This window comes from Tissierellales bacterium, assembly GCA_035301805.1.
In the GTDB taxonomy this organism is placed as follows: domain Bacteria; phylum Bacillota; class Clostridia; order Tissierellales; family DATGTQ01; genus DATGTQ01.
Map to the genome: position 1 here is coordinate 76,641 of DATGTQ010000188.1, position 13,986 is coordinate 90,626.

General features: G+C 29.1%; 15 protein-coding genes and 1 pseudogene. 5 read left to right on the top strand and 11 right to left on the bottom strand.

The genetic code is table 11. The annotated features are described in order from the left end of the window. Positions 1 to 81: 81 nt before the first annotated feature. Positions 82 to 723 (top strand): annotated as a pseudogene (locus VK071_09795) (coenzyme F420-0:L-glutamate ligase). Between the two features lie 108 nt (positions 724 to 831). Here VK071_09795 and VK071_09800 read toward each other — a convergent pair. The 5 genes from VK071_09800 to VK071_09820 all read right to left on the bottom strand — a co-directional run bounded on the left by VK071_09800 (position 832) and on the right by VK071_09820 (position 6,125). Further along, positions 832 to 1,407: a pyridoxamine 5'-phosphate oxidase family protein gene (locus VK071_09800; GenBank protein ID HLR35598.1), complete on the bottom strand. Its 576-nt coding sequence runs from the start codon at positions 1,405 to 1,407 to the stop codon at positions 832 to 834. Between the two features lie 178 nt (positions 1,408 to 1,585). Further along, positions 1,586 to 2,296: a hypothetical protein gene (locus VK071_09805; GenBank protein HLR35599.1), complete on the bottom strand. Its 711-nt coding sequence runs from the start codon at positions 2,294 to 2,296 to the stop codon at positions 1,586 to 1,588. Positions 2,297 to 2,307: 11 nt separating this feature from the next. After that, a complete protein-coding gene (locus VK071_09810) occupies positions 2,308 to 3,243 on the bottom strand; it encodes an ATP-binding cassette domain-containing protein (protein HLR35600.1) in 936 nt (311 codons plus the stop codon). Positions 3,244 to 3,245: 2 nt separating this feature from the next. Further along, a complete protein-coding gene (locus VK071_09815) occupies positions 3,246 to 5,198 on the bottom strand; it encodes a M28 family peptidase (protein HLR35601.1) in 1,953 nt (650 codons plus the stop codon). Between the two features lie 15 nt (positions 5,199 to 5,213). Further along, positions 5,214 to 6,125, bottom strand: a complete 912-nt coding sequence (locus tag VK071_09820; protein ID HLR35602.1) for an ABC transporter permease — start codon at positions 6,123 to 6,125, stop codon at positions 5,214 to 5,216. Between the two features lie 350 nt (positions 6,126 to 6,475). On the opposite strand from VK071_09820, the gene VK071_09825 reads away from it, so the two are divergent. The 4 genes from VK071_09825 (at position 6,476) to VK071_09840 (ending at position 10,218) form a co-directional block, all read left to right on the top strand. After that, on the top strand, positions 6,476 to 7,909 hold the full coding sequence (locus VK071_09825) for an NAD(P)/FAD-dependent oxidoreductase (GenBank protein HLR35603.1): 1,434 nt from the start codon (positions 6,476 to 6,478) through the stop codon (positions 7,907 to 7,909). Between the two features lies 1 nt (position 7,910). Continuing rightward, entirely contained in the window at positions 7,911 to 9,161 is a 1,251-nt protein-coding gene (locus tag VK071_09830) for an FAD-dependent oxidoreductase (protein HLR35604.1), read from the top strand. 18 nt (positions 9,162 to 9,179) lie between these two features. Next, complete coding sequence (locus VK071_09835) at positions 9,180 to 9,542, top strand: DUF1667 domain-containing protein (GenBank protein HLR35605.1); 363 nt, start codon at positions 9,180 to 9,182, stop codon at positions 9,540 to 9,542. 436 nt (positions 9,543 to 9,978) lie between these two features. Further along, positions 9,979 to 10,218 carry a GIY-YIG nuclease family protein gene (locus VK071_09840; GenBank protein HLR35606.1) on the top strand — a complete coding sequence of 80 codons (240 nt, stop codon included), beginning with the start codon at positions 9,979 to 9,981 and terminating at the stop codon, positions 10,216 to 10,218. 247 nt (positions 10,219 to 10,465) lie between these two features. On the opposite strand, the gene VK071_09845 is transcribed toward VK071_09840, so the two are convergent. The 6 genes from VK071_09845 to VK071_09870 all read right to left on the bottom strand — a co-directional run. Further along, entirely contained in the window at positions 10,466 to 10,588 is a 123-nt protein-coding gene (locus VK071_09845; GenBank protein HLR35607.1) for a hypothetical protein, read from the bottom strand. 85 nt (positions 10,589 to 10,673) lie between these two features. After that, positions 10,674 to 11,405: an HAD-IB family hydrolase gene (locus VK071_09850; GenBank protein ID HLR35608.1), complete on the bottom strand. Its 732-nt coding sequence runs from the start codon at positions 11,403 to 11,405 to the stop codon at positions 10,674 to 10,676. 12 nt (positions 11,406 to 11,417) lie between these two features. Then, on the bottom strand, positions 11,418 to 11,771 hold the full coding sequence (locus VK071_09855) for a hypothetical protein (protein ID HLR35609.1): 354 nt from the start codon (positions 11,769 to 11,771) through the stop codon (positions 11,418 to 11,420). Between the two features lie 88 nt (positions 11,772 to 11,859). After that, positions 11,860 to 12,060: a cold-shock protein gene (locus tag VK071_09860; protein ID HLR35610.1), complete on the bottom strand. Its 201-nt coding sequence runs from the start codon at positions 12,058 to 12,060 to the stop codon at positions 11,860 to 11,862. A gap of 193 nt (positions 12,061 to 12,253) precedes the next feature. Beyond that, a complete protein-coding gene (locus tag VK071_09865; protein ID HLR35611.1) occupies positions 12,254 to 13,210 on the bottom strand; it encodes a WYL domain-containing protein in 957 nt (318 codons plus the stop codon). Positions 13,211 to 13,248: 38 nt separating this feature from the next. Beyond that, on the bottom strand, positions 13,249 to 13,986 hold a 738-nt coding region (locus VK071_09870), incomplete at its 5' end, for an MATE family efflux transporter (protein ID HLR35612.1).

Sequence of the window (13,986 nt, forward strand, 5' to 3'; positions counted from 1 at the left end):
AGTAAGGTTTATTTGCTTTCTAAATCCTTAATAAATTTACTTGCAGCGGGAGATAAGGATACACTTTTTAAATAGCAAACTCCTAAGACCATATTAAGCTATACAAAAAATGTTTTAACCTGTGATATTCATTCAAGACATAGAACAAAGAAAATATTAAAAGCAAATGGAGGGGAAAAAATTTATAGCCTTGATGATATTTTAATAAGATCTATAGATGGAAGTGGTTATAATGAAGCCTATGGTCTTTTAGGGTCAAATAAAGCTACAGAAGATAAAGTGAAACTTTTCCCCCGGGACTGCCAACCTATTGTTGACAAAATTCAAGCTATGCTAAAAAAAAGAATAGGTAAAACTGTTGAAGTTATGATTTATGGAGATGGTGCCTTTAAAGATCCCATGGGATACATTTGGGAATTAGCTGACCCTGTAGTATCTCCTGCTTATACTAAAGGACTTAGAGGTACACCAAATGAAATTAAATTAAAATACCTTGCTGATAATGACTTTAATCATTTAAAAGGCGAAGAATTTAAAAAAGCAATTTCTAAATACATCAAAAACAAGGAATTAAATCCAGTTAACACAATGGCTGCCCAAGGTACTACTCCTAGAAAATTTACTGACTTAATAGGTTCCCTTTCTGACTTAACTTCTGGAAGTGGAGATAAAGGTACCCCTATTGTATATATACAAGGTTACTTTGATAATTACACTGAATAAGTTTACTCATGTCAATGGATTAAGCTTGCAAGCTTAATCCATTGATTATTTAAGGTGAAGGGTTGAATTTCAATAAGATATCTCTAATATTATAACCAATTTGGATAATCACTCCTTATTACTGTCCATTCTCCCCCACTTCATTTCCTTTCCATCTTCATCATATTTTTTTCTTTTCGCTGTAATTTCTTCAATTTCTATTGAATATACATTAGTCCTTCCCAACCCTGTTTTAATTGCTATGGGGAAATATTCTATTTTTGTAGGAGTATACTTCTCACAAATTAACTTCATTGCCTTAATCTTTTCGTTTTCATCATCTACTAATTTTACATTACCTTTTACAATGGCAGATTCAAACTCTGTGGTAAAAACACTACTAATGAACAACACTGCCTTTAACTCATCTTTTGTCATTTCATTTAGTTCTTCCTTGGTATAATTTTCTGGAATTCTTGTCTGTCCAACAAATACTACACTTACATAAGGGTTATCTTTAAATATTTTAACCTTTTTTCCATCCATTGCTGAATGGAAATATAAAGTGTTTTCATTCCTTACTATAGATAGTGGAATACCATAGGGGTCTCCCTCTTTATCTACCATAGATAAAATACCATGATTAGCCTTATCTATAACCTTAAGACCAAATTCTCTATTCATTTCCCTGTCTTTTCTTCTCATATTCTCACCTTCCTAATTTATTTAAAAAATGAACCCTTGAATAGCTCCAAAGGTTCATTCCTTATTGTATTCCCTATACTATTTTTCTATGGATAGACCCAATAGTTACTTCATGCTCTCCTATAATTTCATGAATTGATTTTTTATCCTCAATTATATATTTTAATAACTTATCACTTTAGCTAATTTCAGCCTCTTCTTCTTCTTTACACATATTACTTATATACAAACAGAAATACGCATGGAACAACTGAAATACTATACTGTAAGTAATGACAATTGCAATATCATATTCGGTTTTAGTAAGTGAATCCTTTATAATTAAAATTAATGCTAAGATTCCTATTAGACCTAAGATCTTAAAGAAATACTTCTTCCCTAGTTTAAATCCTGATTTTATTGAGCCTCCAATTTTTTCATCATTATATACAAGGTACTGGCTTGTTGGAGATAGAAAAATTGCAAATATCATCCAAAGCAAAAACAAAATAACAAACAATATAAACAAGGCAGAATTAACATACATTGCAATTATTCCAATATAAAACACAAAGAATGTTATTGCTCCATACATTAATGCAACCCCCAAAAGCCTAGGAAAATAATGGAGTGCCTCGGGGAAAATATCTTTTTGTTCAATTATTTCTCCCTTTATTATTTTCTTAGTAATAAGTAAAAGATAAGCAGATAAATAGATATTTATTAATATAATGATAATCATTTTAAAATTTAAAATATCTGTTATATCTACATTATATCCTAGTTGTAGTTTTAACATTACATCTGTAGTTATTGAACTGGTAATTACATGAATAATTATTGCCAATATAAAATAGATTATAAATTTACTAAAGTTTTCTTTGTACTTTTTAAATACTTCACCCATCATGGCTATCCCCCCTATCTATATAATATACATCTTACTTTCTCCCCTTCCTTAAGAGTAAAATATTCTGGAAGGTATTTGAAACAAGATTCCCTCCTTTCACTACATTTATTATAAAAAATACAACTATATGATTTACTTCTTAAATCCCATTCTTTTTCTTTCCCAATATCATTATTTACTAGTCTCTTGGAATATGGATGTAATGGTTCTTTACTAAAAATTTTAATGGGACTATCTTCTAATAATATTCCTTTATTAACAATTATTACCCTATCGGCTATTTCATCTACAGCCTCTAAATCATTTGTCATAAACAATATAGATAGACTCAATTCCCTTTTTATTTCTTTTAACAAATTATATATCCCTATTCTTTCCTTTTTATCCAAGCTTTTAGATGTACTATTTATTATTAGAATTTCTGGTCTACAGATAAGTCCTATAGCTAAATGAACTATATAAATAGTTTTTTCATCTAATTGATAAGGATATGACTCATAAACTTTCCCAATATCTTCTACTCCAAGTCTTTCAAGTAATTTTTTAACCCTTTTATCCCTATCTTCCCTTTTTGATTTCTTATGAATAATTAAAGACTCTTTAATTTGATAACCTATTTTTAATCTTGGATTTAATCCACTTATACCTGTATCAGAAATAGCGGATATTTTATTCCCTCTAATTTGCCTTAGTTCTCTTTCATTCATATCCAAAATACTTTTTCCCTTAAAACAAATCTCACCCCTTGTAACTTTTCCTAAGGGCTTATCAATAGTTCCCATTAATGAATATATTAATCCTTGCCTAAAAATATTCTGTTCAGAAATCAAAACTACTACTTCATCTTCATATAGTTTAAATGAAACATCATTTAAAACGTATAATGTTTCATTATCCTTATAGTAATTAGTTTCTAATTTATTCACCTTTAACAAACTTTTTTTCACCGCTAATTCCCCCAAATATATCTACCTTCCCAAGCATAACTGATAGCTATTTCCATTAAAGTTTCAGTCTGTTTTGTTAATTTCCTAAAGTTTATATTATTAATATCATTTTGCTTTTCACCACAATAATTATTTAAATATTCATTTTTACCTATCCCTGAAAAAGTCAAACCAGAAACACGATTTTTAAAGAAAGTATCTGGAACTTCTAACATATCTCCAAAATATTCATATTCCAGGTTAAATCCATTGTCTCTTATTATATTTTTAGCATCCTTTACATACTTATAAAATATAGCATTACCACTAGAAACTGTAGAAGTATTTAAATATAATTTATCACTATCCCCTACTCCTAAATAATTGAAATACATATAAAAACTACTAATATCAACATATTTTTCTCCTATAGATTCATAGGCTCCCACACCATCATATTTACTTCCATCAGTAAATAGAAATATTATTGTTCTTTTAGGCATTTTCTCTAGACTTTCTTCTTTTAATACCCTTGCTAATTCTAAAGTTGCTCCTATACTAGTTCCACTTTCGTATAATCCTTTGTATTCACCATTTTCCATGCTATTTATATAATCATAATTAGTTACAATAACTAAAGGATATCGTTGTTTACTTCCCCTTATATAGCCAGCAATATTTTTGCCTTCTATAACTTTATCATGTTCCGTGTGAAAACTATATTCTTTAGCAAAAGAAAGATTCTCTTCCTCTCCTTTTTCCCCAAAAACAGGCTCTAAGTCCATGGCATCTAATTCTTTCTCTATATAATTTCTGGCTTCTTCTATTCCTTTTGTCCCCATGGCTCTTCCATTATATTCGTTCTTTGCCAATTCTTCTACATGATTTACTATATTATCACTATTTACCTTATGAATGGTTTCAATGGACTTGGGTCGTGGAAATACTATAAGTACAACTACAACAAAAATTATGAAGGATTTGATAATAATATTCTTCATATTATACCTAACATTTTTCCATTCGTTAATATAAGTTTTAGGAGATATATAATGACCTATACTTTTCATTCCTTTATAAAAGATAGTATAATCTTTTTCTACTTCATACAATATTCCTTCACCAATTAAATTAAATCCAATTCCACCTAAGGTAAATCCTAGTAGGGGAAATAGGGCCAACCAGTAATCTCCATCCACCATAGCTTCTCTTGCAATATTAAGCATACCAGTCCACTCGGGATAATAATTAGAAATATTACCTACACCACTATTAAATCCGATATTATTAAACTTATCTATACCTACGGTAATCCCTATAATTCCCAATATACAAAGGCTAGTAAGAATTTTCCCTGTCCCTGTAAAGAAATTTGCAAACACCTTAGGAAAAATCTTCTTAAATATATGCTTTCTAGATATATTTGTTTTTTCCTTCTCTTTCTTAGTATTTTCTTCTATTTCATTACTTAGAACCCTTGCTAATTCCCCCCATCCGATTATTGCCAAGACTATAGAAGTTAAAAATATACCTGCCTTCAGGCTTATTTCTTTAAAAACTTCCTGACTAAGCACCACGTATGCCATAATAATCCCTGGTATTATATTAAAAAAGGTAGTAAAAAACTTTATACTCTTTTTACTTACTTTACCCCCAAACCCACTGTAAAAGGCTATAGGCACTGCAATTAATAACCTAAATAATGATGCCAAAACCGCAATTCCAATAGTTACTTTTGTACCAGTGATTATTAAACTATGTACATTTCTCCCTATAGGGTCGGTGCCAAACTTGTCTAATTTATTTGGTGGAAGAGGATGTTTTATTGACATTTTTTCATCGCCTAAATTATAACTAACATTTTCATCTATAGATAAAGGATCTACCCTAATAATACTTTCTTCATAAATCATTACTAAAATCATTATTGATATAATTATTAAGCCTATAATTATTGGCCAATTTATTTTTTTCATCTAATCACCTCATATTCATTTCAATTGCAGTGATTTACTTTTTATTGGATCTATAGTATTTTTTATAACCTTAAATACAGTATTGTAAGTTATAGAGATTAGCCCTATTATAACTGCTATTCCAAATACAGTATTCATATCACTATTAACATAGCTTTCAATTAATTTATGGGTTAATCCAGGATAATAGAAAATATATTCAACAATCACTAAATTTGAAAATATTATAACTATGAAAGAGGAAAACTCCTCCATTACATCTATAATTATGTTCTTTATCAGGTGATTGCTTAAAATCCTAAAGTTTGAAGCCCCCTTCATCTTTGCAGATATTAAATACTGACTATCATAAGTATTTATTATGCTCTCCATGGTTATCCTAGCAATGTGTATAGTTGGAAATATAAGAAGGGATAGTATAGGAACAATATAATCTTTAAAGGACATGTATGTAGTTTTCCCAGGGGCAATAATCTTAAAATTAAAAGCTTTTAAAATTATTAAGTAAATTATAAATATTATAAGGGGTTCTGGTAAGGATTTAAAAATAGTTTTCCATAAAACTCTCCCTGTACTATCTCTAAGTTCGACTTTTTTACCTTCATATATACCTATAAAGAAACCTAATATAATAGAAATAATAGTAGTAAAAAAAGTTAATATTACAGTATTCCCAAAATAAGGCCTAATATCTTGCCATACAGAATTGCCTTTTGAATTCGTACCTAAAGAACCCTTCAATAAATCCTTATAGGTATTACATATAATTTTTCCTATCTCTCCCCAGGTAATATTATATTCTACCTTCCCCTCTTTAAAATCATGGCTAATAGCATAATGAGGTAATTTCATAAATACTATTAGAAAAGTTAATCCCACAAATATTAGTAATATGGAGATAATTATTTTAGATATATTTTTATTCAACTGCCCTCCCCCTTTAATTTTTAAAATTTTCTAAAATTACTGATAATGTTTTTAACTTTTAAATTACATAACCATTATAACATAATAATTAGCAATAGTTTTAACATATCTCATTTTTTCCCTTTACATTTTATAAATATTTATGGTATAGTATAATTACAATATAATATTCATTAGAGAATTTGAGAGCGTACCGAAACCTATGAAAAATTAGGTTTATCAGGTGTGCTCTTTTGCATATATTATAATATAACTAAATATTTGGTTGAGAATAAGAGAACCATATTTAAAGTCTCTAAGAGAGGCTCTAAATATGGTTTTTTGATTTCCAATCAGAAGGGGGAAAAAATATGTATGATGTAACAATTATAGGCGCTGGAATAACTGGCACCTTCATTGCAAGAGAGTTATCAAGATATAATTTAGACATTCTATTATTAGATAAGGAAAACGATGTCTCCAATGGTACCACAAAAGCTAATACAGCCCTTATTCATGCTGGATATGATAATAAACCTGGCACAAAAATGGCTTATTTCAATGTAAAAGGAAACCCTATGTTTGATAAAGTATGTGAGGAATTAGATGTACCTTTTGAAAGAATCGGTTCTTTAGTCCTAGGATTTAATGATGAGGATATGGAAACTATAGAGGAGCTATATGAAAGAGGAATAAAAAATGGCGTTCCCCATATGGAAATTCTAAACAAAGACCAAATTAAGGACATAGAACCAAATATTAATCCTCAAGTAATAGGTGGACTTTACGCAAAAACTGCCGGAATTATTGGTCCTTGGGAATTGGCTATAGCCTTGGCTGAAAATGCTGAAGAAAATGGTACAGAACTACTTTTAAACACTGAGGTTCTAGACATTAAAAAAGAGGATGCTTATTATAAGCTCATAACAAACCAAGGAGATTTCCATTCTAAATATGTTATAAACTGTGCTGGATTATACGCTAACAAGATAAATAATTTAGTCTCAAAGCATAAGATCACTATAACTCCAAAACGTGGTCAATATTATTTACTTGACAAGGATGCAAAAGATATTGTTAATAGTATTCTATTTCAATGCCCTACCAAATTAGGAAAGGGAGTAGTTGTAGCTCCTACTGTACATGAAAATGTAATAATAGGTCCAGATAATGAAGTTTTGGAGAATAAGGATAGTACAAATACTACTGGTGAAAGATTAGAGTATGTAAGACAAACTGCATCTAAAAGCTTAGAAGAAATACCTTTTAATAAATCTATAACTAACTTTGCAGGTATTAGGGCAGATGCTAAAGACTTTATAATAGGCCAAGCTGAAGATGCAAAAGGATTTATAAATGTAGCAGGAATAAAATCACCTGGCCTTTCTTCCGCACCTGCCATTGCAGAATATGTAGTTGAAATAATTAAAGATATTTCCGGGGGCTTAACAGAAAAAGAAAACTTTAATCCTAGAAGAAGAAAAGTTATCAGATTTGTAGAATTAGATGACGACGAAAAAGCAGCTCTTATTGAAAAAGACCCAAGATATGGTCGAATCATATGTCGTTGTGAAAATATTACGGAAGGTGAAATTGTTGATGCTATCCATAGAAAAGCAGGAGCTCGGACTGTAGATGGGGTTAAAAGGAGAGCAAGGCCTGGTTCTGGAAGATGTCAAGGAGGCTTTTGTATGCCTCGGGTTATGGAAATACTAGCTAGAGAATTAGATAATGATATATTGGATGTAGTAAAAGATGGGAAAGATTCGAAAATACTAACTGGCGTAACTAAAGGAGGGAAATAATATGGATTATGAATTAGTAGTTATTGGAGGGGGTCCAGCTGGGTTAGCTGCAGCCATTAGTGCTTATGAAAATGGTATAAAAAATATATTAGTTATTGAAAGAGATAGAGAATTAGGAGGTATTCTTAACCAATGTATCCATAATGGTTTTGGTCTTCATATATTTAAAGAAGAACTTACTGGTCCAGAATATGCAGAAAAATTTATTGATGAACTAAGAAAAGTTGGAATTGAATACAAGCTAGATACTATGGTTTTAAATATAGATGATGAAAAAATAGTTACTGCCATTAACCCTACTGATGGGTTTTTTAAACTAAGTTCTAAAGCTATAATACTTGCTATGGGATGTAGAGAAAGACCTAGAGGTGCCATTGCTATTCCCGGTTCTAGACCAAGTGGAGTATTTACTGCAGGAACAGCCCAACGATTTATAAATATGGAAGGGTACATGGTTGGGAAAAAAATAGTTATACTAGGCTCTGGAGACATTGGCTTAATAATGGCAAGAAGATTCATGCTTGAGGGAGCAGAAGTTGAAGCAGTAGTGGAAATTATGCCTTATCCTAATGGCCTCACAAGAAATATTGTACAATGTTTGGAAGATTTTGATATACCTTTATTATTAAATCATACAATTGTAGATATTCAAGGTAAGGACAGAGTAGAAGGTGTAAAAATAGCCAAAGTAGATGAAAATATGAGACCTATACATGGTACAGAAAAACATATAGACTGTGATACTTTAGTTTTATCAGTAGGATTAATCCCTGAAAATGAACTTTCTAAAAATGCAACAGTAGAAATTGATCCTATAACTAATGGCCCTGTAGTAGATGAATCTCTAGAAACTAGTATTGAAGGAGTCTTTGCCTGCGGTAATGTCCTTCATGTCCATGATTTGGTAGATAATGTTACAAAAGAAAGTAGAAAGGCTGGAAAATATGCTGCAAAATATATAAAAAATCAAAATGAAGAAAATAGTAATATTATAAAAACCACGCCTGGAAAAGGCATTAGATATATAGTGCCCCATAAAATAAAGGATAAAAACATCGGTAAAACCTTCCAATTATCCATGAGAGTTGATGATATTTATGAAAATGTCAATTTAGTTATAAAGGGAGATGGAAAGGTATTAAAACAATATAAAAAGAACAATTTAGTGCCTAGTGAAATGGAAGTAATCAATCTTCCATCTACTTTATTAAATAATAATATGTCAAATATCACTATGTCCATAGAAAAATAAACCTAGGAGGTGGAAAATATGAAAACAATTAAAAAAACATGTATCCGTTGTCCAATCGGATGTAGACTTACAATTACAAAGGATGATACTCTTCCCTCTGGCTATTTAGTTGAAGGTAATACATGTAATAGGGGAGAAGAATATGCAATAAAGGAAATGACTAATCCATCTAGAACAGTAACATCAACAGTGAAAATAAAAAATTCAACAATACCAAGATTACCTATCAAAACTAAAGGTGAAATACCAAAGGATAAAATCTTTGAATGTATGGATATTATAAATTCTATAGAAGTTTCTGCCCCTATTAAAAAAGGAGATATTATTCTTAAGAACGTTCTAGATACTAATATTGATATAATTGCTACAAGAAGTGCATAAAAAATTTTGACTTCCTAAAACACCTTTCCAGTTATGTTAATTACTACTGGAAGGTGTTTTAAATTCTTTTTAATAGTTTTATTAAAATATTTAGGGTATAAAACAACCCAAAGTGTATAAGTAATAATAAATACTGTCATCCAATAGCTAAAAGGAATATCTGTACTTTTTTCAAAGCAAAGGCACTAATAAAAAATAATAGAAACAAGATACCTTTGTATAAATACATTTTTCTTCATGACTTTTGAATTTTCTACATAATTCAAATTAAACTAATATAATCGTCTTTATTTAATTCATATTTTATTTCCATATTTCCTTTCAAATTTAGTAAGCATTAAAATTATCACCTTGATAAATACACTATATAATCATATATATTTTATGTTAATACAAATTTAATTTTAAAATGGTATAATATTATAAGGTGATAATTATGTGCTATGTATATATACTGAAATGTTCTGATGATACTTTATATACTGGATGGACCAATGATTTAGAAAAAAGAATTGAAACTCATTCAAAAGGAAAAGGTGCCAAGTATACAAGAGGAAGATTACCTGTAAAGCTTGTATATTATGAAAAATATGAGGATAAAATATCTGCCCAAAAACGAGAATATGAAATAAAAAAATTTACAAGGAAAGAAAAACTAGAATTAATTAATAAATAATTTATTTTTAATAATATTAGGATTAATCTCCAAGCTATAAAATGTTAAAATATATAAGATATAATAAATATAAAAATTGGTGATAAAAATGATTAATTTTGAAATGTTAGAGATATTATATATTTTTTCAATATTTGCAGTATTATTCTTTTGTTTTTCAAAAGTATTGCTTAACAACTTTAAAACATCAGTATCTATAGATTTTGCCTTTAATAAGATAACTGATAATTATAAAATTACAAATAATCTAACAGTTTATGACTATGAGACCCAAACTATCTCTTACATCAGTTTTAACTGCTATAATAATAGGACTGATGTTTTTAACAAAATCCCCAGCTGCATTAGGTATATACTTTATAACATCCAATATAATTATTAATATCGAACAATTTATACCTATATCTGATTAAAAAAGAGAGTAGTTTCATCTACTCTCTTTCATTTATAGGGTACTATAAATCTATTGTCTCTATATCTGGACTTAATTTATAGATTAAATCTTTTCTCTCTACTATTATATTAATCTTTCCTTTTAGTTCCTCATCTTTTCTTATCATATTTAGTAAGTTTCTATTAGGATTTATAGCTATCGGATTTTCAACCATTTTAAACATAGATAAATCTCCAACTGTATCACCATAGGAATAGCTTTTCTTTAAATCTACATTATGTTTTTGTACAAACTCATCAATAGTTTTTTGCTTATTTTCAGAATCCCACATTTTAATAACCTCACCAGTGAAGTTATTGTCCTCATCTACTATATATTTACTACCTCTATATTCTGTTACATTATATTTTTCAGCCATTTTTTCAACTAAAAAATCTGGTCCTCCTGATATAAAAAATACCTTGTGTCCATTTTTTTTATGCCAATAAATTCTTTCTCTAGTATATTTATATACTTTGTCTCCATTTATTCTTATTACTTGACTAGCAATAAAATCTATATGGTTTTTATTTATTCCTTTAAGCTCTCTAAGATAATACTCTGCTAATTCTTCTAAATAATCTTCAAAATTTCCATACCTTTTTTCCCATTCAGAATAACTGTGTTTCACATGATTATGCCAAATTATTGGATCTATCACTTCATATTTAATCATTTTCTTAAAATGTTGTATCATAAGAGAATTCCTATAAAGAGTTCCATCAATATCAAAAAAGGCACCTATATTTTCCATAAGACCACCCCATTATATTTCTTTCTTTTTTATATACATTTCTACACTATATTCCTTCTTCTCTAATCTAATACAATGTTTTTCATAATTCACTTCAAAGTTAGCTATAGCCGATTGAAAATCAATACTATTTAATATATGAATTGTACAAAATTCATTACCTTTTATTTTAGTAAATCTAATAACAATATTTCTAACCCTTGGAAATTGAATCCTTCTGTTTATATACTTTGGAAGACCTTCAATATGTAAATTTAAGGTTCTAAAATTCAAAGGTATAAGCAAGTCTATATCTAGTTCTTCCTCTTTTAGCAGCCTTATTTCAAAGTCACTAATTATTAACAAATTTCCACTTTTGTATCTCATATTATATATCACCCTTTGTTAAAACTTTGCAAAAAGACCTGAAGAGTTATCTCTCCAGGTCTTTTTGTAAAGTTTCTCTTTGTTTATATTAAACAATAGTTACGTTCGACGCTTGTGGTCCTTTTTCTCCATCTACGATTTCAAATGTTACATTTTGACCTTCTTCTAAAGTCTTGAACCCTTCTTTGTTAATTTGAGAAAAGTGAACAAATACATCATTTCCATCTTCTGCTGTAATAAATCCAAAACCTTTCTCACCGTTGAACCATTTAACTGTACCGTTAGCCATGTAAAAAACCTCCAAAATTTTATTCCTTTAATTCCTTTTAAACCACTATATGTATAAAAATCTTCGAAATTATAGTATTCTGCAAAACATAGATGATAAAAAGATAATTTCATTAATTTTTAAACAATTTATTTATCATGAATTAAAGCTAACTCATTATACCATTATATTAAGAAGTTTACAACCCTTTTGTCTATTTTTCATATTTTTTTATTACATTTTTAACTTCATCTAATATTTCATCCCTAAGCTTTATAGGTTCAATTACTTCTACAAAACTTCCCATACCCATAACCCAAGCCTTCACTTCTTCATATCCTTTAAGTTTTGCCTCAAAGTATATAGTTTCATCATCGATTTCCTTAATAATCTGATTCATTGAATACTGCCGTTCTTTAACTATTTGACTCATTGGATAATGTATTTTTAATTTAAAATTAGTAGGTTCATCATCTATTATTCCAAAAGATTTGTTAATAATTTTTTTCAAATTATATTTTACATTAGTTTTAAATTTATCATTTAAAATCTTAAAATTATTAACTCTTGAAAATTTAAAAAATCTAACTTCCCTCCTCACTTCACAATAGCCATAAAAATATAAACCCCCCTCATAGTCAAATACACCATAAGGATGAATTACTCTCGTTCTTAGGCGTACATTATCTTCTCCTCTTCTTATAGAACTATAATTCATTTCTATTTTATTTTTTCCCCTTATGGCTTTATTTACATCTACCCATATTCTCTTTTCTTTTTCTTTCATTTCCATAGGCTTTAAATTATCTTTCCTATAATAAAAAATATTATCGAAATCTCTCTTCGCATTAAGTATTTTACTAGCCAAGGTTTGAAACTCTACAGAGTATGTATAATTACCACTCTTGATTACCTCTGTTGCCATCTTCAAAGCTTCCAATTCTTCATTGGTTATACCTAATCCTTTTAAGTCTAAAGTATTTTCTAAATAATAACCTCCATATCTACCTGCCTTAGAGCCAATGTATATGCCAGCTATTTCTAAATCCTTTTTGTACTCATTTACCATACGTGTTGTTACTTCTAATATTTCTGCTATTTCTGCAGCCTTCATAATACCTCCTGTTTGTAAAAGCATATACATTGTAAGGGCATTGGAAAGTCTTGACATTCTATTATCCTCCTTTTGTAAGTCTTTTAATAAATCTTTTATAAACTAAGCTCTGAATCTTTTTTAAGTAATATTGTAAACCAGGTTGCCATTATAATTCCTTTAAATACACTACTAATACTTATACTCCACCATACTCCTTTTAAGCCTAATGGCGTTTTAGTTGAAAGTATTAATGATGCTGGAATACGGAGAGCATTAAATATTATTCCTACTATAGCCGGTGGAAGAGTCTTACCCAAGCCATTAAATGCACCACCAGTAGCTATTTCTATAGACATAAAAAATTGAGATATTCCTAAAATCCTTAAATATATAACGCCTTCTCTTATTGCCTCTTGATCATCAGGTATAAATAGCTTAAATATTGGTTCTGCAGCAAATATAAGTAGCAATGTAGAAAATATACCTATAACACCTATAATAATAATACCCTTAGCATAACCTTCATGAATTCGTTCTTTTTTCTTTGCACCATAATTTTGCCCCACAAAGGCGCTTAATGCTGTGGAAAATCCTCCTGCTGTCATCCAGGAAATTGATTCTATTTGCGAACCTACTTTTTGAACTGCTATTGGAGTAGGACCCCATTGTGCAATTATTTTTGCTATAATCATGGCAATAGAAGCAAAAGCCCCCGTTTGCAAAGCTGCTGGAAAGCCTAATTTAAATATTTTTTTAACATATTTTTTATCAGGTTTTTGCAATAAATCTAAATTACAAAATAAAGAAAGTTTACTACTATTTATTTTTATAAATATAAGAGTAGCAACAAA